This window comes from Ruegeria atlantica (assembly GCF_013032455.1).
Classification (GTDB): Bacteria; Pseudomonadota; Alphaproteobacteria; order Rhodobacterales; family Rhodobacteraceae; genus Ruegeria; species Ruegeria atlantica_B.
In genome coordinates, this window is the sequence record NZ_WQCF01000001.1 from 554629 (window position 1) to 578857 (window position 24229).

Sequence of the window (24229 nt, forward strand, 5' to 3'; positions counted from 1 at the left end):
AGACACCCCGCGCCATCAAGGTTCCAGCGCGGGTGCGGCAATCAGTTGCTCGCTGTCCGATAGTTGTGACGGTAGAAAACGTGAACGCCAATCCGTGCAGTTTCCTTGTACACGCGTGACCATGACGGGCGAACCGCCGTGGTGTGATAGTGCGTGGCACCTTCTGTCAGCTCTTTTGCGATCCCATCAATGGCTGCGCGCGCAACTTTGGAGACGCGTTCATATGCCTTCTTCTCGTGGATCACTTCCTTGTGGCCATCGCAGGTATACGTGAACTGGCACTGGTACTTCTTGCCGGTCCCTTGCTTGATCACGCCACACAGAGAGTCCGGAAACCGGGTGCTATCCACGCGATTCAGGATGACTTCGGCGACAGCGAATTGACCGCGCACGCTTTCGCCGCGCGCTTCAAAGTACAGCGCCTCGGCTAAACATTTGAAGTTTTCGTCCCCGGTGGCTGCGGGCTGTTGGTCCAGCCAATCCTTCGAGTACGAAATCTTTACAGGCTCAAGCGTTTTTTTGGGCTTGAACAGATTCAGATAGTCGCGAAAGGTCTGTCCGGGCACTTCGGTCCGGGTGACTAGTTCACGTTTGGCAGTATCGGTGGCTTCCCTTTCAGCGAAAGACACACTCGGCAGCACGGTTGCTGCCATTGTGGCAACAGCCAGTATGTATCGTAGCATCAGATAACCTCGCACAGGCACATTTCGCGCCGTACCCTCCCCCGGCGGGCGCGACGAGGCATTTAGCGCAGTCTGGCCGAGACGTCCAGATCAGATGAAAACGCAAGTGAAAAATCGCCCGTGAGGAAAATTAATTCCATCACAAGGTTGCCTAAAAACCACTAATCCTAGGGCAAGCGACCTGTGTCAACCCCCAAGTCTGGACGAAATCGCCAGTTGAGCGGAAGCCAGCCGAGCAACAGGCACCCGGAACGGAGAGCATGACACATAGTCAAACCCCAGATCGCGGCAAATGGCGATTGATTCGGGGTTACCGCCGTGTTCACCGCATACAGACAGTGTAACATCCGGCTGGACTTGCCGTCCACGTTCCGCCCCTAGTTTCAGCAATTCCCCAACGCCGTCGGGATCGAGCACATGGAACGGGTCTTCAATGAAAACACCCTGACGCACATAGGCGGACATGAACCGGCCCGCATCGTCGCGCGAAAGGCCATAGGTCATCTGGGTCAGGTCGTTGGTACCAAAACTCAGGAACGAGGTATGCGGAGCAATATCATCCGCCCGCAAACAGGCACGCGGTGTTTCTACCATAACGCCGAGGCGATATTCAAATTCCCGCCCCTGCTCGCTCGCCACTGCTGCCGCCACAGAGTCGATGCGGGATTTAACCAGCTCGACTTCTCGCTTGGCCGAAACCAAGGGGATCATCACCTCGGGGACGACAGGCGCACCGTCTTTGCTGGCTTCAAGCGTCGCTTCAAAGATGGCACGGGCTTGCATGTCGTAGATCTCGGGCACGGTCACTCCCAAGCGCACGCCGCGCAGGCCCAGCATTGGGTTGTATTCCGTCATGGCCGCGACCCGCCGCTCAACATCCGAAACCGGTAGGTCCAGCGCCTCAGCCAGTTCCCGCTGGCCACTGCGTGTGGTCGGCAGGAACTCGTGCAACGGTGGATCGAACAGACGAATGCAGACGGGTTGGCCTTCCATGATACGGAAAAGCTGAACGAAATCATCGCGCTGCATGGGCAAAAGACGCTCCAATACCGCCGCGCGCCCCGAAGAGGTCTCGGCAAAGATCATCTCTCGCATCACGATCAGGCGGCCGGGGTCAAAGAACATATGCTCGGTCCGGCACAGGCCGATCCCCTGCGCCAGAAAATTCCGCGCAGTTTGCGCATCGGCTGGCGTATCGGCATTGGCACGTATGGCAATATCGCGTTCGTCGTCCGCCCATCCCATCAGCGTCTGGAAACAGTCGTCCAACGCAGCCTCCAGCATCGCGGGTTGTCCTGCAAGCACCTGTCCCGAGGTGCCGTCGATCGTAAGCGTGTCGCCTGTTTTGAACACGCGACCATCTGGTGCGGTCAGCATCTTTTTCTTGGTCTGGAACCGCATCTCGGACGCACCGACGATGCAGGGCAGGCCCAAACCGCGCCCGATCACAGCGGCATGGCTTGTCATACCACCCTTTTCAGTCAGCACGGCGACTGCTGCATGCATCCCGCGCACATCCTCGGGCGAGGTTTCGCGGCGCACCAGAATACAGGGTTCTGCCCGCGCGGCACTGGCTTGTGCCTCGGCAGCCGTGAAAACGATCTTGCCCGTTGCCGCGCCGGGGCTAGCAGCAATACCGGTGGTAAGAACATCGCGGCGGGCCTCAGGATGAACTTGCCGGTGCAGCATCTCGTTCAAGGAATGAGGGTCGACCCGCATAACTGCTTCTTGCGGTGGGATGATCCCATCTTCGGCAAGACGAACAGCGATCCGCATAGCAGCCCGCGCGCTGCGCTGTACGCGCACGCCATCCAGAATATGCACGTCGCCGTTCTGGATGACGAACTCAACCTGCATTTCCTCGCGCAGCTTGGCGCGCATCATCGCGGCATGCGCCTTGAGACTTTCGAAGGCTTCTGGTGCAACGTCTTCCAGCGACTTACCGCGCGGATCCTTTTCAAGATAGAGCGCAGCCACGCCTTCACCCAGCGCATCACGCCCTTGGCTCTGGCTTAGGTACCGGCCTGTGATCTGCGGCAACCCCGTTGTCGGATCCACCAGTTGCAACACGCCCGAGCCGCATTCACCCTGACCGACACCTGGTATCATCTCTTGAATGACCAGCCCCAAACCCGCATCCGCCGGCGCCCCTTTGGCTTGGCGCAGCAGGCGGGCCGACGTTCCATCCCACGCCCGCGCCATCGATCGCAAAACTGCGATCAACTGCTCTCCGCGATCTTGCGGGAACACCTCGTCGGTCTCATCCTCATAGGCCCGCAGCGTCTGTCGAAGCCCCTCTCGGCCATCCGCTTCAATATCATCGAACACATCCGCATCCAGACGGGCCACATGGATCGCATAGCTTTGGACAAAGCGCAGATAAAGCGCGGCGGCGGCTTCTGCGCCCATCGAATCCGATAGATCCACATAACGGGCGTCATTCATGCCGATATTCAAAATCGCACCGGGGCCGCCCCAATCGGGGTCTTCAGAACTGGGCCGTACGCACAGCAACGAAGTTTGGTCGAATTGATCGAGGATAGCCGCGATATCCGGCACCTCACCTTCCGCGATTGTATGCACCGCGTCAAAGGACAGTGCCACTGTTCGCGGCACTGGCAAATCAAGCCGGACGAGCCGTTGCAAACATTTGGCTCGGCCACCATGAGTTTCGGTGGTCACCGGAGCTTCGGCTGTGATCAGAGTGGTATGCGGGTTATTCTGCACTGCGGCACCTTTTGGTTTGCACGCAGCATAAGCCCCTGCACCAATGGCGCAAGGGCGTTATGGCTTAGCCTTCGATCTTGCTGAGGTCTGCGACGCTGGAACACACCTGACGAATCTGGCTCAGCAGGTTCAGGCGGTTACGGCGCAGGATATCGTTGTCGGTATTGACCTGAACATCCTCGAAAAACGCATCCACCGGACCGCGCAGCGCGGCCATTGCGGACATGGCTGCCGGGAAATCCTCGTCCTTCAGCGCCACGTTGATCTCACCCTGCGTCCCATCCAGAGCGGCAAACAGCGCCTTTTCGCTGTCCGTTTCGGCAAATTTCACATCTGCACCGTAGGAGTATTCGACGCCATCCTTCTCCTCGGCCTGCGTCAGGATGTTGTTGGCGCGCTTGAACCCCTGCACGAGGTTTTCGCCATCCTCGGTCGCTATCACCGTGTTCAAAGCACGCGCACGTTTGACCAGCAGGTTGAGGTCGTCATTTCCCTCCATCGCGATGCAGGCGTCGATGATGTCGTGGCGAATGCCCTCGTCGCGGAGGAAAACTTTGAGGCGGTCGTGGAAGAAGGAGAGGAGGTCTGCAGGCACAGCCGTGATGATGGCACTTGCCGCTTCAACTTGATGCGCCAGATCATGCACGCGTTTGGCCGCCGCGTCCTTTTCCTCGTCATTGGCTTGCGCCTGCTGAGCCTTTGCACCCAACAATGCAGCTTTCCATTCAGGTAGCTTCAAAAGAACCTTCAAAGCAGCTTCCAATAGCTCGGCCAGCGAAAAGCGCAGATCATTTTCCAGAACAAGCCGGGTAACGCCCAACGCAGCGCGGCGCAGGGCAAACGGGTCTTTCGAACCGGTCGGTTTCTCATCAATCGCCCAGAACCCGGTCAGCGTGTCCAGCTTGTCGGCCAGCGCCACGGTCACCGAAAACGGCGCGGTTGGCACGTCATCCGACGGACCCAGCGGCGAGTAATGCTCCTGCGCCACGGCGGCCACGGCGGCGTCTTCACCTGCGGCCTCGACATAGTACCGTCCCATAAGCCCTTGAAGTTCGGGGAATTCATAGACCATCTCGGAACTCAGATCGGCCTTGGCCAGACGCGCGGCTTTCTCGGCCTGATCCGCATCTGCTCCGGTCACCGGGGCCAGTTCGCGGGCCAGTGCGGCGATGCGGTCGATACGCTCGGCCTGCGTGCCCAGCTTGTTGTGGAAGGTCACATTCTCCAGCGCGCGGGTCCAGTGGGCGATGTCCGATTTGGCGACGCGCAGGTCGTTCTCCCAGAAGAACTTCGCATCGGCCAGACGGGCCGACAGAACCTTTTGGTTCCCCGCCAGAATGGTCGCGCCATTGTCTGCGGTTTCACGGTTGGCGACGGTGATGAAACGCTCAATCCGGTTGGTTTTCGGATTGCGGACCGAGAAGAATTTCTGATGCTCTTTCATCGAGGTCTGCAGCACCTCGGGCGGCAGTTCGAGGAATTCGTCATCGATCTGCCCCATCAAAACCACCGGCCATTCGACCAGGCCGGCAACCTCGGCCAGCAGGCCCTTGTCATCGACCACTTCCAGACCGGCGGCAAAGGCCATGTTCTGAGCATCATTCCAGATATGTTCAGCGCGGTCGGCGGGGTTGAGAACCACAAAAGCGCGCTTTAGCTTGGCAGCGTAATCATCGAAAGAGGTAACCGCGAACCGATTTGGTGCCATAAAGCGGTGACCTGTGGTGGTGTCGCCGGATTTGATGCCATCGACATCAAGCGGCACAACCTGCGCGCCCGCCTCATCAGACAGGATGCACAGGATCGAATGCAGCGGGCGCACCCAGCGCAGCGGGCCACTGCCCCAGCGCATCGACTTAGGCCAAGGAAAGTTACGAATGGTGGCTTCAAGTACCTCGGCCACGATCTCGGCCGCCGGACGGCCTGCTTTCTCGATGGTGGCGAAATAGACCGCGCCTTTGGGCGTGTCTCGTTCTTCCAACTGGTCGCGGGTCAGGCCCGCGCCGCGCAAGAAACCTTCGATGGCTTTGTCGGGCGCGCCAACCTTGGGCCCTTTGCGTTCCTCGCGGATCGTCGGACTTTCTGCCAGCAACCCCTCGACCGCCAGCGTCAGGCGGCGCGGCGTAGTCAGCGCGGCGGCCCCTGCGTATGTCAAACCGGCCTCGACCAAGCCATCGGTGATCCGCTTTTTCAAATCCTCACCTGCGCGGGTCTGCATGCGCGCGGGGATTTCCTCGGAAAACAGTTCGATCAGCAGGTCGGGCATTTTCGGTCCTTAGAAATTGACGATCGTCTGGATGACGATGGCATTGGCGATATCCACAAAGAAGGCGGATACAAGGGGCAGCACGATAAAGGCAATAGGCGACGGGCCATATCGCTTGGTAACTGCGGTCATATTGGCGATAGCGGTTGGTGTTGCACCCAAAGCAAAGCCACCAAATCCTGCAGACAGAACTGCAGCGCGGTAGTTGCTGCCCATCACCGGGAATAGCACCCAGATCACGAATGCCACGGCAAACAGGGTTTGCGCGGCCATGATCACGACGATGGCCAGGCCCAGCTCGGCAATTGTCCAAAGCTGCAGGCTCATCAGAGACATCGCCAAGAACGCACCCAGCGAGAATTCCGAGATCAGCGCCAGCGAGGGCGTACGCGACACAGGTGGTGCTTTGGGAGCGATAGCCGTGCGCAAGTTGGCGATGATGATACCCATGATCAGGCAGGGTACGAACAAGGGTAGCTTCAACCCAGTGGCTTCGATTGCTCCGTTCAGAGCATAGCCAAAGATGATCGCCAGATTCAGATGCAGCAGAACCCGCATGATGGTCAGGTGGTCAATCTTGGCCTCAGCCTCGTTCGGGTTATCAGGCAAGCCAACCGTGTGCTCTTCGTCCGGTCGGTCCGGGGTCAGACCTTTGCCCTCGATCAGCAATCGGGCAATCGGCCCGCCCACCAATGCCGCCAGCACAAGCCCCAGTGTCGCCACCGCCACACCCAGTTCGGTCGCACCGGTCATGCCAGTCACCGCGCCGACCTCGGGCGCCCACGCGATGGCCGTGCCGTGGCCGCCGATCAAAGAGGCCGATCCGAACAGCACCCCGGCTTGAGCCGGATACCCAAATGCAACCGCGCCTACTGCACCAACAGCGTTTTGCGCAATGATCGTGACCAGCGTCAGAACAAGCAACAACAACAGGGGCTTACCGCCGGAAATTAAATCGGACAGCCGTGCATTCAAGCCAATCCCGGCGAAGAAGACGACCAGCAGAAAGTCCCGCGAGGCAAGGTCGAAATTCAGCTCTAGACCTACTGTCAAATACAGAAACAGCAGCGCGAACGATGCCAGAAGACCACCCGTTACCGGCTCGGGGATATTGAACTGGCGCAACACCGCAACGCGGGCGTTAATCTCAGCCCCAATTAGATAGACGGCGATGCCAAGAGTAGCAGTTAGAAAATTGGGAATCTCGATTGCGGCGTCGGTCATTGCATCCTCAGCTTCCTGGGCGCGGCGGGCATTCCTCACCCACCACCGTTCCGTCATATGCCTTTTCACCGCAATTGTTCAGCGCGTGCCAGACAAAGCCTTTCCCATCTGTGGTCACTGTCACAATGCGGTCCACGCCATAATGGATGTTCTTGGTGCCCATAAATGCCTGCGCCCGCCCCGACTTCAGCGCCTCGGCGATTGCCACGGCGTCATAGCAATCAAACCAACCCGGCGCTGTCAGCGGTTCGGGATTTTCGACTGACTGAAAGGTCTCCAGTTCCTCGCTCGTCAGATTGGTTTCGAAACACGCCCGGTATCGGATCGGTGAACTGTCCGCATCAATTGCTTGAAACGCCGAATAGGGTATCGGTTGCGGCTCAGCCGCCCCTTTCGCCAGCAATGCCACATCCTGCCCCGGTCTGGCTTCAACGTTATAGTAGAACCCGTAGACCTGCAGGTAATACATGCCCACCCCGGCCAACACCGCGGAAACAAGAAGGATGATTGCAAGCAGTTTTCCGGTCATCTTCTGAACATCCCGATCACGCGGCCTCTTTCAACTCAGCAGAAAATAGGCCAGTTTCCAATCTGATACAGGTCGGAACGAGGCTATTCGAATGGACATGACCCTTGCCGTTGGGTTCTTCGGCGCGCTGTTTGCGATCATGAACCCAATCACCAACCTGCCCGTGTTCCTGAGCGTAACCGACGGGCTGACGCCAACCGACCAGCGTAAGGTTGCGGTGAAAACGGCCACTTATTGCCTGATCCTCGGCGGCTCCTTTGCGGCCATCGGCAACCAAACCCTGGGTCTTTTCGGGATTAGCGTCGATGACCTGCGCGTTGCAGGTGGACTCGTCGTGCTCATGATCGGACTGAACATGCTGAATGGTAACGAAAGCACCTCGCACCACGGAACGAAGGGGGAAAAACAAGCCTATCCCGAACCCGCGACAGTCGCCTTCTACCCGCTGGCCTTTCCTATTCTGGTTGGCCCCGGCACGATCACGACGCTGATCCTCTACGCCCATCATATTTCCAAGCCTACAGATGCCATCATCTATGCAGGCGTGTTTCTGGTCGTCCTGCTCCTGCTGTTCGTTACCTTTTGGAACGCCTCGGCCCTGGCCAAACGGCTGTCGGACAACGCCCGCGTGATCATGAGCCGTTTCATGGGCATGATCTTGTCGGCCATCGCAATCGGCATGATAGCGGATGGCCTGAAAGTGCTGTTGCCGGGATTGGCCTGAGCGCCCCATCAGGCCTCGAACCCGGCGGCTCCGGTCTGGACAAAAGCGTCGGCGCATTGCTTGGCCAGCGCCCGAACCCTGCCGATGTAAGCCTGCCGTTCCGTTACCGAAATTACGCCCCGCGCATCCAGCAAATTGAAAATGTGGCTGGCTTTGATGCACTGATCGTAAGCGGGATGCGCCATGATAATGCGCTTGCCAGTTTTGGGATCGTCATGTTCCTGCGCCAGAATGCTGGCGCATTCGGCCTCGGCCTCTTCAAAATGGCGCAACAGGACCTCTGTGTTGGCCACGTCAAAGTTCCAGCGGGCGTATTCTTCTTCGGTCTGTTTGAAGACATCGCCATAGGACAGCGGGCTTGGGGATTGCGGATCGTTAAACGGCATGTCCATCACATGGTCAATGCCCAGCACATACATCGCTAGACGTTCCAGACCGTAAGTCAGCTCGCCGGATACCGGCGCGCAGTCATGGCCGCCGACCTGCTGGAAATAGGTGAACTGGCTGACTTCCATGCCATCACACCAAACCTCCCAGCCTAATCCCCATGCGCCCAGCGTAGGGCTTTCCCAGTCATCCTCGACAAAGCGGATGTCGTGCAGGTTCATGTCAATGCCAATAGCCTGAAGGCTGCCCAAATACAGCTCTTGCAGATCCGGCGGGCTGGGTTTGATCAGCACCTGATACTGGTAGTAGTGCTGCAACCGGTTCGGGTTCTCACCATATCGCCCATCGGTCGGACGGCGCGAAGGCTGGACATAAGCCGCAGCCCAAGGTTTTGACCCCAATGCACGCAATGTCGTTGCCGGGTGAAACGTGCCTGCGCCAACCTCCATGTCGTAGGGCTGCAGGATCGCGCAGCCTTTCGAGGCCCAATAGGTCTGAAGCCGCAGGATAATTTCCTGAAAAGAACGTGGTGCGCTGGACGGTTCGGTCATGACATTCCCTTTGGGCACATCCGCGCCCGGTTCCGGTCGGTTTTGCCCTTCCTATGCAAGGGGCCAAGGGGCGTCAACGGGCCAATGGACCCCGGCTGTCACTGCGCCGCCACACTGGAAATTCCCCGTATTACGGGCATGGCTTTCTGGGCCTCAAATCGCATACTCTGCCGCAAAGCTAAAACACTGCGGACACGGGCAGACAATGATACGCATATTCACTGCAATTTTGTTTCTTTTAAATTTCGGCGCGCATAACGTTTCAGCGCAACAGGATGCTGGCGTCTGGGTTCAGGTCGAAGCCCGCCCTTCGCTGCGCGAAGCGCAAGAACGCGCGCAGGCCTATGCAAGTGTCCTGCCCGATGTGAACGGGTTTCGCTTGAACTCTGGCTGGTATGCCATTGTTATTGGGCCTTATTTGCGCAGTGACGCCGAGCAGGTTTTGCGCGTTTACCGCGCCGAGGGGCAGATTCCGGCCGATAGCTATATTGCATTCTCTAATTCTTTGGATCAGCAATTCTGGCCCATCGGAGCAAATATCCTGAACCGGAGCCTGGTGACGCCACCGGTCGAAAGCACGCCGCAACCCGACCCAATCGTGTCGGGACTGACGCCCGTACCTGCGGATGAAACACGCGCCCAAGCTTTGCAATCCGAACGTCTGCTGACCGCGCAAGAACGTCGTGACCTGCAAACCGCCCTTCAAGCCGCGGGGTTTTACAATTCTACGATCGACGGTGCATTCGGTCAGGGGACGCGGCGCTCGATGGGTGACTGGCAGCGTTTCAACGGTTTTGAATCCACAGGCGTTCTGACAACATCACAGCGCAAGGCGCTGATGGACGACTACTACGCACCCCTGATCAGCGTTGGCATGGAGCGTTATTCGGACTCGCAGGCAGGAATCGACTTGGACCTACCGCTGGGAGTCATTGGCTTTGACCGCTACGAGGCCCCGTTTGCGCATTTCAAAAGCAAAGCGGATCTTGACGCCCAAGCACTGCTGATAAGTCAGGAAGGCGACAAGGCCACACTGCGCGCCCTTTACGAGGTAATGCAATCGCTTGAGATTGTCCCTCTGGACGGGCCCAGAGAGCTGCGTGACAACCGCTTTACGCTGGAAGGTCGTGGCAATGGCATCGTATCCTATACACAAGCGGCGTTGGACGATGGTCAGATCAAGGGCTTTACGCTGGTTTGGCCCGAGGGGGATGAGGACCGCCAGGCGCGGGTTCTGGCCGCGATCAAAGCCAGCTTCGCGACAAATAGCTCCGTATTGGACGCTGGCGCGGGCGCGGATGCAGAACAAAAGATCGATCTGATCTCTGGTCTGCAGATTCGCAAGCCGCGCCTTTCCCGCTCTGGTTTTTTCACGGATACCAGTGGCACGATCCTGACCGTGTCCGAGGCCACCGACAGTTGCACCCGGATCACCCTGAACGACGATCAGGAGGTTCAAGTAGCTTGGGCTGATGCCGATCTAGGCATAGCTGTCCTGCGCCCCCGCCGCAGTCTTGCCCCGATCAATATTGCCGAATTCAGCGATTCCAAACCCCGTATTCAGTCTGAGGTCGCGGTATCCGGTTTCTCGTATCAAGGGGCGTTGGGCGCGCCGACCTTGACCTATGGCCAGATCACAGACGTGCGCGGGTTGAACGGGGAAGACGGCGTGAAACGTCTGGCCTTGGCCGCCCAGCCAGGCGACGCAGGCGGCCCTGTCTTTGATGACGCCGGTCAGGTTGTCGGCATGTTGCTGCCTACACCGTCTGACGGGCGCACCTTGCCCGCCTCTGTCAGTCTGGCCGCCACCGCCGAGCGGCTGAACACCGTCTTGGAAAAAGCGGGTGTGACCGCTCAGCCCGGTCAGCCGGGTTCGGAAATTTCACCCAATGAGCTGAGCCGCAGAGCCAATGGAATGACCGTACTGGTGCATTGTTGGGACTAAAGCGATCCACAAATTAAAAGCGCCGCCTTTTCGGGCGGCGTTTTTTAATAGCTAAACGATGTCGGGCGTTAGCCGGATCAGGGTTGGAACAGGTGCTTCAAAGGCCGCTCGGACTGCGGTCTGCATCTCGTCCAAGCTGGACGGCGCAGCAGATAAGGCGCCAAATGACTCGGCCAGCTTGCAGAAATCCGGGTTGCGCGCGATCACTGCGTTAGGCGCGATCTGGCCGCGGACCATACTGTCCTCGATCTCTTTCAGCTTGCCGTTATCCCAAAGAATAATTGGCAGCGACAGGCCCAGTTCGACCGCCACGCCCAGTTCCGCCATCGTGTATTGAAACCCGTAATCCCCTGCGATCACCGCCGTTGGCTTACCACGACGCGCAACGGCTCCGCCAATTCCGGCCGGCAAGCCATAGCCCAGCGTGCCGAATCCGGTCGGATGGTGCCAGTGATAAGGATAGCCCATGTCCCAAACCTCTTTGGCGACATAAGCGAGTTGGGTCATGTCGGAATAGATCATCGTATCCGCAGGCATGGCCTCGCGCAGAGCATCGAGCACCGGTACAATACCCGGACGCTCCGCATCCACCTCAGCCCTCCAGCGGCTTCGTGCTTCGGAAACTTCCTCAGGTGTCCAGCCCGTCGCGGGATTCACATGATCTATCGCCCCCCAAAGCGCCTTGGCAAAGCTTTGACCGTCCGCCTGCAACTTGATTCCTGCGCGGTGGTGGTCAGACAGAACCTTGGGGTCGAGATCAACGCGCACCAAGTGGGCGGAGTGCCCTAATTTGTCGCGCCACAGATCGACTTCGCCGAGTTCCGCGCCTACCACGACCACAAGGTCAGCCGAACCGATGACCTCAGCGCTGCCGGGACGCGGAAGCATTGCTCCAAAATCCAACGCGTATCCCTGCCCCGCCATGCCGCGCCCGGCAAAGGTTGTGAAACAGGCCGCGCCCAATTGGGTCAGAATCTGCCTCCACAGACTGGACCGCGCGCCACCACCCAGAATAAACAATGGCCTGCGCGAGATGTTCAGCAAGGATAGCACCGGCGCGACATCAGGTGGCAAGACCTGTGCGCGTAGACCGGGTTGATTGGGAAACGGTGCCGGATCGGCCTCGGCCTCAAGCTGTGCAATAGGCACCTGTATGTGTTTCGGGCGCGGACGTGAAAGTTCGAATTCTTCAAAAGCACGCTCGACCAAACCATAAGCCGCCTCGGCGGTGTTCGCCTGACGCGACCAATCCGTCACCGTCTCGGCCGCGGCGCGCTGATCCTTCATCTGGTGCAATTGTCCGTGAACTGCCTGCGTTTCGTCCAGACAGGATGACATCACCAACAGCGGCACCGAATCCGTGTAGGCCTGCCCCATTGGTGTCATGATGTTGCACAGCCCTGGCCCTGTAATTACACAGGCGACGCCCGGTTTGCCAGTTGCGCGGGCATAGCCATCGGCCATGAACCCGGCCCCCTGCTCATGCCGGGCCAAAACATGGGTGATCCCCGCCTCTTCTATGCCCCGGTACATTTCCTGATTGTGCACGCCGGGAACCCCGAAAATCACATCAACGCCGCGGTCTTTCAGCATGTGCGAAATCTGGGCACCCAGTGGTCTTCTCATCAGTTTCTCCAGAATTGAACGGTGAACAGAGCGTAAACGGCCAGCAACTCAAGCCGCCCGACCAACATACCGATAGACAACAACCACTTGGCCGTGTCGTTTAGCCCTGCAAAATTTCCCGAAGGTCCGATCTGCGCACCCAGCCCCGGCCCCACATTGGCCAGCGCCGTGGCAGCGCCCGAGACCGAGGTAATGAAGTCCAGCCCCGTCAAAGCAAGCGCCCAGGCCAACACGCCCAGCGACAGAACGAAGAACATAAAGAAGCTCATAACCGAGGTCAGGACATCCGTTCCGATCGTGCGCCCGCCATATTGGGGGATAAAGACACCATGCGGTGACCGGATGCGGCGGATCTGTGTTTTGATCGACGCAAATAACAGCTGATAGCGGAATATCTTGATCGAACAGGCCGTCGAGCCCGCACAGCCTCCGATCAAACCGATTAAAAAGAACAGCATGACTGGGAAACTGCCCCAGCCCATATAATCGACACTGGCATACCCCGTGCCGGAAATGATTGAGGTGATGTTGAAGAGCGACTCGCGGAACGCCTGTTCCCAATTGTGCGGAAAGACCGATGTCAGGAACACTGCCATGATCACGACCAATACAATGATCGTGGCAAGAAAGGTCTGTATCTGACTGTCTTGCCAGAGGGGGCTGGTATTGCCATTTGCGAATTGGACATACCGGACAAAGGGCAGCGCCGCGAGGATCATGAAAACCGAGGCCGCGTACTCGGTCGGGCCGGAGAACGCCGCGAAGGACGAGTCATAGTTCGAGAATCCGCCAGTCGCGATGGTCGTCATCGCATGCACTGCGGCGTCAAAGAAACCCATGCCCAAACCGGCGTAAACCAGAGCACATACAAAGGTCAGAAAGACGTAAATCAGGGAGATCTGGCCGGCAATCTCTTGCGCGCGCGGTAGGATTTTCCCCATCGTTTCAAAACCTTCCGAACGGAAGATCTGCATCCCGCCTACTCGAAGCTCGGGCAGGAACACCATAGCGACCACAATGATCCCGATACCGCCCAGCCATTGCAGCACCCCGCGCCACAACAACAGCCCTTGGGGCAAATCATCAAGGCCGGAAATAACGGTCGAACCGGTGGTGGTTAGCCCGGACATCGCCTCGAAATACGCATCGACAAAGCGCAGTTCCGTCGCACCCAATTGAAACGGAATTGCACCAAAAAACGGCAAAGCCACCCAGACACCGGTGGTCAGCAAAAAGGTCTGACGGATTGTCAGACCTTCGCCTACCCCGTTGGAACAGCTGATAGACAGCACAACACCGGTCAGCATGGTTATGATGCCGCTTTCCAGAAATACATGCCACTCGCCCCGACCTTCGATGAGGTCCGCAAGCATAGGCAGCAGCATGGTCGCCCCAAGAATGGCGACCAACAGGCCAATCACATATCCAACCGGGCGCATGTCCGTCATGAGGCGCAGCGTTGGCGCGCCTGCACGACTGTGTCAAGCGGATGTCCCGATTACTCGTCCGTTTTACTTGCGGGTGTGGGCATTGCGGGCGGGTTCGACGGCGCGCGCGTCCGGCGCTGTGGTGGTGCAGCCTGAGCAGGTTCAGCCTTTGCTGCTGTTCGAGCCGCAGATCTTTTTGCGGGTTTCGCCGCAGCCTTAGGGGTCGCAGGTTTACGCGCGGCGGGTTTTGTCGGAGCTTTTGCAGCCACTGGCGTAGCTGCAGGTTTTACGGCAGCCGGTTTGGCCGTTTCCTTTTGGGCTGCGGGTTTGGCTGCCGCAGCGGTTTGACGAGCTCGAACCGCAGGCTTTGCGGGCGCAGCCGCGGGTTTCGGTTCTTGCGGTTTTGTCTTGTTGGCCGAATTTGCCGCCGCTGGAGCAGCCGGTGCCTTGGCCGTGACCCGCACTGGTGATTCGGCCTTAGGTTTGGGTGCCACTTTGGCCCGAGTCGCGGATTTGGCTTTCGGCGCTGGTGCTGCCTTGGGCTTGGTGACAGCCGCTTTAGACTTGAATTCTGGCTTGGGTGCTGCTGGCGCAGGAACCGAGCAGGATGCGTGCAGCGCGTGCACCGGAACGAACGGTAGCTCCATCGCCGAGTTGGCAAAAATTTGCATGATCTTCAGTTGGTTGCTAACCGCATAGCCGGCCATACGAATAGCCGCCACCTGGAATTCCAGCGGTTGGGTAATCGGATTCATTCGTCATTTCTCCTGTAAAAGCGATACAGCCGTTAAAAGAAAGATCGTCCGCACTCCGTCCGAATTTCTCGAACGGGATAACAAGGCCTGAAGTCCCGGGGCGTCGCACGTCTCGGTTTCCTTTCAGAGTGGCATGATCGCACGCCACGGCTGCATACTTAGATATTTTAGCGCGAAAGGCAGTGCGCGCGCAGCATAATTCGCTGCGGTGCGGCAAAAATTCGCCTATAGTCTAACTTTGAGACTTTCAGTCGCGCTGCTCAATCACCCAACATGGAACAGAGTCGAGAACAGGCGCGGGTCAAGGCTGGAGGAAACAAAGGTCGGACCTTCGGTCAGAACAGACACCGCATCATGGCTGTGCAAGCTTTCCTGATGGCTGGCCACCACACGGAAATCACCGACATGGTGATCGGCCAAAAGCTCGGCACAGAACAGGCGTGCGGCGTCTTCCACAAAGATTGGGTTGGCAGCGTTCAGTTCTGCAAATGCCTGCTCGTCCTCGCGTTTGACCATTACTTGCGTTTCGGTCGGCACCGCGCGACGGCAGAGCGCAATCAAGTCTTCGAACCACAGGCAATCCGCGTCACAATCCACTACAACCGAAATCCGTGCGACAGAACGCTGCGAATGCGGCGTTGCAAGCTGTCCGCGCTGCGAACGGGCATGTTCGCTGAGTTCCAGAGAACACGGACAGGTCGAGGAATAGACATAGTCCAGATGCATGATCTTCTGGCGCACGCCGTTCTGTTCGACCAGTTCCAGCGCGATGTCATAATACTGATAGCCTTCCAGCCCCGAGCGCAGGCTTTTCACGCGATCCGGGTAGGAAAAGCGCATCTGAATGCGCGCATCAAAACTGTCCAGATCGGTCATGTAATCGTCCAGCGCAGCTTCCATAACTTCAAAGCTGAACGTGCGCTCGGCATGTTTGTAGAACGAGCGCATGATGCGGGACATGTTGATGCCCTTTTTCTCGGCATCAAGGCTAACCGTTCCCGTGACCGAGGTTTCCAATGTCAGGTCTTCACCCTGTTTGCGGTGGAACCGGATCGGCAGGCGGAAATTCGAGATCCCCACATGTTGCAGCTGCTGTTTGGCCCCTCGGATCAAGCTGGATGGACCGTTCTGAAGATCTGGCAGGGTCGCGCGATAGGCTGCGTCAACCTCAAACTCTTCAGGATAGTCACGTGACAAAGAAGGATAATTGACCGGAACAAGCCCCGGCACCAGACGTGCAATCGCCGGATCAAGCTGACTGATCTCGGCCTCAGTTACGGACTCGGCCCACTTGCGCAGGATTTTCAGCGCAGCGGCGGCCTCATCACTGTCAGGTGCGTTATCAATGTCACGTGGGTGCAGATTCATTGATCAGGGCTCCTCGGTTGGTCGCCGGACTATATACAGCTTCGACGCATTTTCCAGTTTAACCGTATACGCGCCAAAGCACAGCCCGGATGAGTTTCCACACAGAAGGTGGCACTTATGCCCAATACATGCGGTATCATCCAGGGCTTAGCAGGATATAGAACGGTTTTAGCGCTGAGAAACGTCCAATGCTCGCTTAATATCGGCAAGCAGGTCAGCAGCGTCTTCCAGACCAATGGACAGGCGGATCAGGCCGGGGGTGATGCCCAGCTCGTCTTTCTGTTCATCGCTCAATCGCTGGTGAGTCGTGGTCGCCGGGTGCGTTGCAATCGACTTGGCATCGCCCAGGTTGTTCGAAATCACCGGGATCGTCAGCGCGTTCAGGAAGGCAAACGCAGCCTCTTTCCCGCCTTTGATGTCCAGCGACAGGACCGTGCCGCCCTTGCCGCCAAGCTGCGTCTGCACCAGCGCGCTCTGCGCATGGGATTTCAGGCCGGGATACAGCGTCCGCTCCAGTGCACCATGACCTTCCAGTGATTCTGCCACCATCTGCGCGGTTTCAGCCTGTGCATTGACCCGCAGCGCCATGGTTTCAAGACCTTTCAGCATGATCCAGGCGTTGAACGGGCTCAGCGCACCTCCGGTATGCTTCAGATAAGGTTCAACGGTGCCGCGGATAAAGTCTTTCGTACCGATGATGACACCGCCCAGCGCACGCCCCTGCCCGTCAATATGCTTGGTAGCCGAATAAATCACCACATCTGCACCCTGCTCGATCGCGCGCGAGAATACCGGGGTCGAAAAGACGTTATCCACAATCACCTGCGCGCCGACCGCATGGGCAAGATCTGCCACAGCCGAGATGTCGATCACCTCAAGCGTTGGGTTCGACATGGATTCGAAGAACACAGCCTTGGTGTCTGGCCGGATCGCCTCTTTCCATTCATCCAGATTGGTGCCGTCGACAAAGGTCACATCGACACCAAAGCGGGTCAGAATGTTTTCGACAATATACAGGCAGGAGCCGAACAACGCTTTGGCCGAAACGATATGATCCCCAGCCTTCAGCATCGAGGTCAGCGCCCCGTTCACGGCCGCCATGCCAGACGCCGTTGCAAACGCGTCTTCCGCCCCTTCCAGCGCGGCAATACGCTGTTCGAACATCGACACGGTCGGGTTTCCGTAACGGGCATAAATGAACTCGTCCGGGCCACATTCCAGAAAACGCGCCTCGGCTTGCTCGGCGTTTTCATAGACAAAGCCTTGCGTCAGATAGATGGCCTCGCTGACCTCATTATATTGGCTGCGACGGATGCCGCCGTGGACGGCTTGGGTGCGTTTGTTCCAGCTCTCGCTCATGTCAATCCTCTCGACCCTTGTCTGGCAAGGGCATCAAAAAAACCCCAGACGCGGTCAAGCGAAAGGGGCCTTTCATCCTGACCTTTTAGCGGTGTTGTTTAGCGTGGCCCGCAATCCGGTAACAAATCGCCACGTAGCTTCCGCGACGCAAATACGCCGCGCGCCACTGGCAGTCAAGCCCAGCCCCACTCTGTCACGCTTTCGTAACACCCTCTTGCCGATTGCACAGAAAACCTCATGATCCTGGGAAGCTGAGGAGATATCATGATCGATCTATATTTCTGGCCCACGCCGAATGGCTGGAAGGCTTCTATCGCGCTGGAAGAGATGGAACTGCCTTATACCACCCATCTGATCAATATCGGCAAGGGTGATCAGTTCGACCCCGAGTTCCTGAAGATCTCTCCGAACAACCGAATGCCCGCCATTGTTGATCCCGACGGTCCGGACGGTGAGCCGGTTTCCGTATTCGAAAGCGGTGCGATCCTGATGTATCTGGCCCGCAAGACCGGCAAGTTCTATGGCGAAACCGAGCGAGATCGGATCGCCGTCGAAGAATGGCTGATGTGGCAGATGGGCGGCGTCGGCCCGATGGCCGGTCAGGCGCATCACTTTCTGAAATACGCGCCCTACATGGAGCCGCCGCAGGACCTGCCCTATGCCAAGGATCGCTATCGCACCGAGGTTGGTCGGTTGTATGGAGTGCTCGACCGGCGACTGGCCGAGAACGAATATGTCGCGGGCGATTTCTACTCCATCGCCGATATGTCGATCTGGGGCTGGGCCAGCCTGTGGGAGGGTCAGCAGCAGGTACTGGAGGACAAACCTCATTTCGCCCGCTGGCTGGAAACCGTCAGTGCACGCCCGGCCGTTCAGGCAGGTCGCGCGTTGCATGCAGAGTTGCGTGGGGATCATCGGAACAAGCAGGCGCAGGGGGTTTTGTTCAAGCGATAAGCCGCGTTGATCCAATGTCAGCTCTGAGCCCAAATTCACCGATTTCAAAAAGTCATTCTGCCAGCAATCTCTAGCCGCAACCGTCTTATTCCGGCTGTAGATCAACTTGTCAGAAGCCTAGCGATTGAATAATTATTGAGAGATTGTCTCTTCAAAGGTTTTTAATAATGGGAATTACTCTGTGTCGCCTAATAAACCGATACTTGTTACGAGTCTGATTGGCCTCTTTTCTCTTCCCGTGCTGGCCGAATCCATCCTGAAAAATGACCCCACGGTTGCGCCGTTGGAGATGTTTCAGGAATGCGATGTTTGCCCTGAAATGATCGCATTGCCATTAGGTGAATTTCTTATGGGCGGGCCGCCGGGGGAATCTCGAATTAAAACTTATTGGGCGAATGGCGGAATGCGCGAAGCCACACCCGAAGCCCCATACATTGCGTATCACGAAGGGCCCGTGCACCCGGTTGAAATCGACATGCCGATTGCGATGGGGCGGAATGAAGTTACACATGACCAGTGGATGGCTTGTGTCAACGACGGTGGTTGCAACGGGTACGTTCCAAGTACCTGCGTTTTGACAATAGACAACCCTTGCGTGAAGGTAGGTGGAAACCACCCAGTTATCGAAGTTTCATATTTGGACGCCGTAGCCTATGCGAATTGGCTAAATGGCAAGGTCGGCGCAAATGTTTATCGGCTGCCGACCGAAGCTGAGTGGGAATACGCTGCTCGAGCAGGAACGCAAACACCATTTGCGCAGGGTGAAGAGCTCACTTCGGACCAGGCGAATTTTAGCGCGATAGCGACCGAGAAAATGCTTGAGGAGGAGCGACCTGATCTTGTGTCCCGCGGTAAACCTGTTCCAGTAGACCAGCTCGACGCGTCGAACGCCTGGGGCCTAAGGCACATGTCGGGGAATGTTGGAGAACTGACACTGTCATGCTGGTCGGACAGGTATGAAGGATGGCCTACGTCCAGCCGGTATTTAAGTGAGGCCGTTTTACCCGATTGTAAACGAAGAGTCGGACGTGGAGGGGCGTACTGGGTTGCAATGGACTTCTCCCGAGCCGCCTTTCGAGGAAGGATTAAGGAAGGCAGCCGATTAAGATCGGTTGGTTTTCGTGTTTTGCGAGAGATGCAAACACTCCATGTTCAAACCAACTAGCTAAGAGCCGGGGACAGCTTATCCAAAGCAGCTTCGTCCGCACATCAAACCTACCCCTCACCCCGCACCAGCACATCCAGCATGCCTGAGATGTCCTCGATCTCTTCCGCGATCACATGGGTCACCGAATGCGCCCGCTGCATCCGGCCTGTGACCTTCAGCAGACGCCCCGAGATCACTGCACGGCGGAACTGCTCATAAATCTTGCGCCAGACCACCACGTTCACGATGCCGGTCTCATCCTCAAGCGTGACAAAGATCACCCCCTTGGCCGTCCCCGGCCTCTGGCGCAGGATCACTAGCCCAGCCACTGTCACACGCGCGCCCTCGGGCGGATCATCCAACCGGTTTGCGGGCAGGCAGGATGGCGGGCGCGGCCAGTCGCTATTACGCGAAGCAGGGATAGGGGCAACAAGCATGGGAACAAAGATAGAACATATGGTAAGAAAGTCCACACACGGCGTGCAGAGACGCAAATGAGGCTGGAAAGACCCAGATGCCTTCACTAAGGAAGACTTCGACAATCGAAAAAGGAAGACGCACGCAATGGCAAAGATCACCTATGTCGAGCACAGCGGGACCGAACATACAGTCGAGGTCGCCAACGGGCTGACCGTCATGGAAGGCGCCCGTGACAACAACATCCCCGGCATCGAGGCCGATTGCGGCGGCGCTTGCGCCTGCTCGACCTGCCATGTCTACCTCCACCCCGACTGGGTCGAGAAGGTTCCGGCCAAAGACGACATGGAAGAGGACATGCTGGACTTTGCCTACGAGCCCGACCCCGCCCGCTCGCGCCTGACCTGCCAGATCAAGGTCACGGATGAACTGGACGGTCTGGTGGTACAGATGCCCGAAAAACAGATCTGATGATCGCCAAAGCGCCGCACCTATCCGTCCGCCTGTGGCAAGATCGGGTACGCGGCGCGCTGCTGGCGTTGAGCTTGTGGCTGGCGGGAGAAACGCCTGCGGTTGCCGAAACAATTACAAGCGCTCGCTTTACAGAACCCACCACACGCTATGCTCACGGTGTCCTGGGCGACAATATCGAGTACAGCGCGCTGGAATTGACAGTCCAAAGCGACACACTCACCATTCGACTGCCTTCAGACAGAGTGTTTGAAGATTTGGCTCCACGGCTGATAGATATCGACCTGGATGGCAAATTAGAGGTCATCGTCGTCGAATCCCACAACCGGACAGGCGCTCAACTTTCGATCTATGACCGTGGTGGAAAGAAAATTGCCGCCACGCCCCATATAGGTACCCGTTTCCGCTGGCTGGCCCCGATTGGTGCGGCCGATCTGGATGGAGACGGTTATGTGGAAATCGCCTATATCGACCGGCCTCACCTGGCTAAGACCCTGCGCATCTGGCGATATAGGGATGGCGACCTGACCGAGGTCGCCACCCTGCCCGGCCTGACCAACCATCGCATTGGTGAAGACTTTATCACCGGCGGAGTCAGAGATTGCGGCACGGGCCCTGAACTGATCGTCGTCAGTGCCGATTGGCAGCAGATCGCCAGCGTCAGCTACGAAGACGGTTGGACAACGCGAATGCTGTCCTCTTTCACCCACAAGGCAGTGAAGCAAACTCTCGACTGTTTACGCTAGGCGCACCCGCAGCCCGCGCCAGCGGGCTGCCCGGCCCAAGGCCTTCGGCGTTGCATCTTTGATGCAGCGTCAGGGCGCGGGAGCCTTTGGGTTAAAGCGCCCGCCAACCGATATCGCGGCGAAAGAACCCATCGGGCCAGTCGATTCCGTCTACCATTGAGTAGGCTCGATCCCGCGCTTCCTGCAGCGTCCCGCCCCGCGCGGTGACATTCAGGACGCGACCTCCCGAGGCCAAAACCTGGCCGTCCGAGGCCTTTGTTCCGGCGTGGAAAACCATGTTTGCGCTGTCTTCAGGCAAGCCCGCCAAACCGCTGATCACGCTTCCTTTTTCATACGAACCCGGATAGCCATTCGCGGCCATCACCACGGTCAGGGCGTGATCGTCTGCCCAGTTCACACGCGCTTCACCCAGGCGCCCTTCAGCGGCTGCATGCATCAAATCCATCGCCTGTGCGCCAAGGCGCATCATCAGAACCTGGCACTCGGGATCGCCAAACCGCACATTGTATTCCACCAGACGCGGCTGCCCGTCCTTGATCATCAAACCGGCATAGAGAACACCCTGAAACGGCATCCCACGCCGTTTCATCTCGGCCACGGTGGGCTTGATGATCTCTTCCATCGCGCGTTCTTCAACGTCGGCGCTTAGAACTGGCGCCGGGGAATAGGCGCCCATACCGCCGGTGTTCAGGCCGGTATCGCCCTCGCCTACGCGCTTATGATCCTGCGCGGTGCCAACGGACAGGATGTCCTCACCATCGCACAACACAAAAAGCGACGCCTCTTCGCCCTCCATGAATTCCTCAATGACGACCTCGGCGCCAGCGCCGCCAAAGGCGCCGCCGAACATATCGTCGATGGCCTCCAGCGCGGTTTGTTCGTCCATCGCCACGATCACGCCCTTGCCCGCAGCCAGACCATCTGCCTTGACCACAATCGGCGCGCCTTGCTCTCGGATGTACTTTTTCGCCGGCTCGGCCTCAGTGAACCGGGCGTAACCCGCCGTCGGAGCACCGGACGCATCGCAAATCTCTTTGGTGAAGCTTTTCGAGGCCTCCAATTGCGCCGCAGCCGCTGAGGGTCCGAACACCAGCACGCCCGCCTCGCGCAGGCGATCCGCCACTCCGGCGGCCAGAGGCGCCTCGGGGCCAACGATCGCGAAATCAATCGCGTTCTCTTCGGCAAAGCTGACAACGGCCCCACCATTCTCGATATCCAGCGCGGCACAATCCGCGATCTGCGCGATCCCGGCATTGCCCGGTGCTACAATCAACCGGTCACATTTTGGGTTCTGCATCACTGCCCAGGCCAGGCTGTGTTCCCGCCCACCACTGCCGAGAATGAGGATATTCATGACTGCTCTCCGATCTGCTTGGCCTCGCCTTGCGGGCGTTCTAAGCTGGGCAGGCATTTGACACAAGGCGCTGAAATGTCCGACCTGCTTGACGACCCAATTCCCGGCCAAAACACCCCTGAATACACTGTCTCGGATATCTCGGGTGAGGTGAAGCGCACGCTGGAAGGCGCGTTCGGACGAATCCGTGTGCGTGGAGAGGTCGGGCGCGTGTTCAAGGCGCGCTCGGGGCATTTGTACTATGACATCAAGGACGACCGGAACGTGTTGGCCTGCACCACGTGGAAGGGTCAGGTTTCGGGCCTGTCCGTTGTCCCTGAGGAAGGGCTTGAAGTCGTCGTCACCGGTCGACTCACTGCCTTCGGAGCTCAGTCGAAATACAATCTGAACGTCGATGAGGTTGCGGTTGCCGGGCAAGGCGCACTGATGGCGCTGCTGGAAAAGCGCAAGAAACAGCTTGAGGCCGAAGGGCTGTTTGCACCCGAACGCAAAAAGCCGCTGCCCTATCTGCCGCAGATTGTCGGCGTGGTGACCTCGCCTTCGGGCGCGGTGATCCGAGACATTCTGCACCGCTTGCGCGACCGCTTTCCGCGCAAAGTTTTGATCTGGCCAGTGGCCGTTCAGGGATCGAACTGCGCCCCCGAGGTCGCCAATGCAATCGAGGGCTTCAACCAACTATCGCCCAGCGGGGCCCTGCCACGGCCCGATCTGATCATCGTCGCACGAGGCGGTGGATCGATCGAAGACCTCTGGGGGTTCAACGAAGAGATCGTGGCGCGGGCTGCCGCGGCTTCGGACATCCCGCTGATATCGGCTGTAGGGCACGAAACCGATACCACGCTAATCGACTTCGTCTCGGATCGCCGCGCACCCACCCCTACCGCTGCCGCCGAACTGGCGGTTCCTGTGCGGATGGAACTGCTGGCGTGGACCGGCGAACAAGGTGCGCGTCTGTCCCGCGCCGCAACGGATGCCGTTAAACGAAGATCACAGCGCCTGCGCGACCTGTCCCGTGCCTTGCCGCGCCCAGACAGCCTGTTGAACACTCCGCGACAACGACTTGATTTAATTGCAGATCGTTTGAGCCCTGCGCTGGAACGAGGCGTGCAGAATCGCCACTTGCAAGTGGTGAAACTGTCGGCCCATCTACGCCCATCGACCTTGCGCAACCTGGTTACAAGCCGTCAGGAAGCGGTCCGCAACCTGTCCTCTCGCCTGTCGCTGCGCCCGATCCAGCGCGAGATCGAGGTACAGCGTCAAACCCTCTCCCGCCTAAGTGAACGCATGGACACGGCCCAGACGATAAGGCTGGACCGGATGCGGCAACAATTGGACGCAACCGATCGTTTGCGCGAAACACTCAGCTACAAAGCCACATTGCAGCGAGGATATGCCGTGGTGCGTGCCGATGATCAGGTTCTGACGACCAAGGAACAGGCCGCCAAGCACAGCTCGCTACAGATCGAGTTTGCAGATGGTATTCTGAACACTGGCCAATCCTCAGCGCCGCGGCCAACCGCGAAGAAAGCACCCAAAAAGGACGCGCCAGATCAGGGGTCACTGTTCTGA

Annotated in this window: 20 protein-coding genes and 1 riboswitch; of the genes, 7 read left to right on the forward strand and 13 right to left on the reverse strand. The window is 58.2% G+C overall.

Annotation, left to right across the window (positions count from 1 at the left end):
* Positions 1–41 precede the first annotated feature (41 nt).
* The 5 genes from GOW93_RS02725 to GOW93_RS02745 all read right to left on the reverse strand — a co-directional run bounded on the left by GOW93_RS02725 (position 42) and on the right by GOW93_RS02745 (position 7429).
* Positions 42–653 (reverse strand): cell wall hydrolase, encoded by a 612-nt coding sequence (locus GOW93_RS02725; RefSeq protein WP_170381525.1) that lies wholly within the window; start codon positions 651–653, stop codon positions 42–44.
* Between the two features lie 216 nt (positions 654–869).
* Positions 870–3410 (reverse strand): putative PEP-binding protein, encoded by a 2541-nt coding sequence (locus GOW93_RS02730; RefSeq protein ID WP_170381526.1) that lies wholly within the window; start codon positions 3408–3410, stop codon positions 870–872.
* 64 nt (positions 3411–3474) lie between these two features.
* Positions 3475–5676, reverse strand: a complete 2202-nt coding sequence (gene glyS, locus GOW93_RS02735; protein ID WP_170381527.1) for a glycine--tRNA ligase subunit beta — start codon at positions 5674–5676, stop codon at positions 3475–3477.
* Positions 5677–5685: 9 nt separating this feature from the next.
* A complete protein-coding gene (gltS, locus tag GOW93_RS02740; RefSeq protein WP_170381528.1) occupies positions 5686–6900 on the reverse strand; it encodes a sodium/glutamate symporter in 1215 nt (404 codons plus the stop codon).
* Between the two features lie 7 nt (positions 6901–6907).
* Positions 6908–7429: a DUF6446 family protein gene (locus tag GOW93_RS02745; protein WP_170381529.1), complete on the reverse strand. Its 522-nt coding sequence runs from the start codon at positions 7427–7429 to the stop codon at positions 6908–6910.
* 91 nt (positions 7430–7520) lie between these two features.
* Between GOW93_RS02745 and GOW93_RS02750 the strand changes: the two genes are divergently transcribed.
* On the forward strand, positions 7521–8153 hold the full coding sequence (locus tag GOW93_RS02750) for a MarC family protein (protein WP_170381530.1): 633 nt from the start codon (positions 7521–7523) through the stop codon (positions 8151–8153).
* 8 nt (positions 8154–8161) lie between these two features.
* Here GOW93_RS02750 and GOW93_RS02755 read toward each other — a convergent pair whose 3' ends face one another.
* A complete protein-coding gene (locus tag GOW93_RS02755; protein ID WP_170381531.1) occupies positions 8162–9091 on the reverse strand; it encodes a glycine--tRNA ligase subunit alpha in 930 nt (309 codons plus the stop codon).
* Positions 9092–9296: 205 nt separating this feature from the next.
* On the opposite strand from GOW93_RS02755, the gene GOW93_RS02760 reads away from it, so the two are divergent.
* Positions 9297–11036, forward strand: a complete 1740-nt coding sequence (locus GOW93_RS02760; protein WP_170381532.1) for a serine protease — start codon at positions 9297–9299, stop codon at positions 11034–11036.
* 51 nt (positions 11037–11087) lie between these two features.
* Here GOW93_RS02760 and GOW93_RS02765 read toward each other — a convergent pair whose 3' ends face one another.
* From GOW93_RS02765 to metZ, 5 genes are all read right to left on the reverse strand, one after another.
* Positions 11088–12662, reverse strand: coding sequence for a thiamine pyrophosphate-binding protein (locus tag GOW93_RS02765; protein ID WP_170381533.1), 1575 nt, complete (start codon positions 12660–12662; stop codon positions 11088–11090).
* Positions 12662–14110, reverse strand: coding sequence for a TrkH family potassium uptake protein (locus GOW93_RS02770; RefSeq protein WP_170381534.1), 1449 nt, complete (start codon positions 14108–14110; stop codon positions 12662–12664). The genes GOW93_RS02765 and GOW93_RS02770 overlap by 1 nt, the downstream gene beginning before the upstream one ends.
* Positions 14111–14160: 50 nt before the next feature.
* Positions 14161–14844 (reverse strand): hypothetical protein, encoded by a 684-nt coding sequence (locus GOW93_RS02775; RefSeq protein ID WP_170381535.1) that lies wholly within the window; start codon positions 14842–14844, stop codon positions 14161–14163.
* Positions 14845–15108: 264 nt separating this feature from the next.
* Positions 15109–16212, reverse strand: a complete 1104-nt coding sequence (folE2, locus tag GOW93_RS02780; protein ID WP_170381536.1) for a GTP cyclohydrolase FolE2 — start codon at positions 16210–16212, stop codon at positions 15109–15111.
* Between the two features lie 168 nt (positions 16213–16380).
* On the reverse strand, positions 16381–17571 hold the full coding sequence (gene metZ, locus GOW93_RS02785) for an O-succinylhomoserine sulfhydrylase (RefSeq protein ID WP_170381537.1): 1191 nt from the start codon (positions 17569–17571) through the stop codon (positions 16381–16383).
* A gap of 65 nt (positions 17572–17636) precedes the next feature.
* Positions 17637–17714, reverse strand: a riboswitch (SAM riboswitch).
* A gap of 121 nt (positions 17715–17835) precedes the next feature.
* Between metZ and GOW93_RS02790 the strand changes: the two genes are divergently transcribed.
* Complete coding sequence (locus GOW93_RS02790) at positions 17836–18525, forward strand: glutathione S-transferase N-terminal domain-containing protein (RefSeq protein WP_170381538.1); 690 nt, start codon at positions 17836–17838, stop codon at positions 18523–18525.
* A 181-nt stretch (positions 18526–18706) separates the two neighbouring features.
* On the forward strand, positions 18707–19690 hold the full coding sequence (locus tag GOW93_RS02795; RefSeq protein WP_170381539.1) for a formylglycine-generating enzyme family protein: 984 nt from the start codon (positions 18707–18709) through the stop codon (positions 19688–19690).
* Between the two features lie 50 nt (positions 19691–19740).
* On the opposite strand, the gene GOW93_RS02800 is transcribed toward GOW93_RS02795, so the two are convergent.
* Entirely contained in the window at positions 19741–20109 is a 369-nt protein-coding gene (locus GOW93_RS02800; RefSeq protein ID WP_170381540.1) for an OB-fold nucleic acid binding domain-containing protein, read from the reverse strand.
* 127 nt (positions 20110–20236) lie between these two features.
* Between GOW93_RS02800 and GOW93_RS02805 the strand changes: the two genes are divergently transcribed.
* Both GOW93_RS02805 and GOW93_RS02810 read left to right on the forward strand, forming a co-directional pair.
* Positions 20237–20560, forward strand: coding sequence for a 2Fe-2S iron-sulfur cluster-binding protein (locus GOW93_RS02805; RefSeq protein ID WP_170324526.1), 324 nt, complete (start codon positions 20237–20239; stop codon positions 20558–20560).
* On the forward strand, positions 20560–21306 hold the full coding sequence (locus GOW93_RS02810) for an FG-GAP repeat domain-containing protein (protein WP_170381541.1): 747 nt from the start codon (positions 20560–20562) through the stop codon (positions 21304–21306). The genes GOW93_RS02805 and GOW93_RS02810 overlap by 1 nt, the downstream gene beginning before the upstream one ends.
* A 91-nt stretch (positions 21307–21397) precedes the next feature.
* Here GOW93_RS02810 and purD read toward each other — a convergent pair whose 3' ends face one another.
* Positions 21398–22660, reverse strand: a complete 1263-nt coding sequence (purD, locus tag GOW93_RS02815) for a phosphoribosylamine--glycine ligase (protein WP_170381542.1) — start codon at positions 22658–22660, stop codon at positions 21398–21400.
* Between the two features lie 75 nt (positions 22661–22735).
* Here purD and xseA point away from each other — a divergent pair, with 75 nt between their 5' ends.
* Positions 22736–24229: an exodeoxyribonuclease VII large subunit gene (gene xseA / locus GOW93_RS02820; protein ID WP_170381543.1), complete on the forward strand. Its 1494-nt coding sequence runs from the start codon at positions 22736–22738 to the stop codon at positions 24227–24229.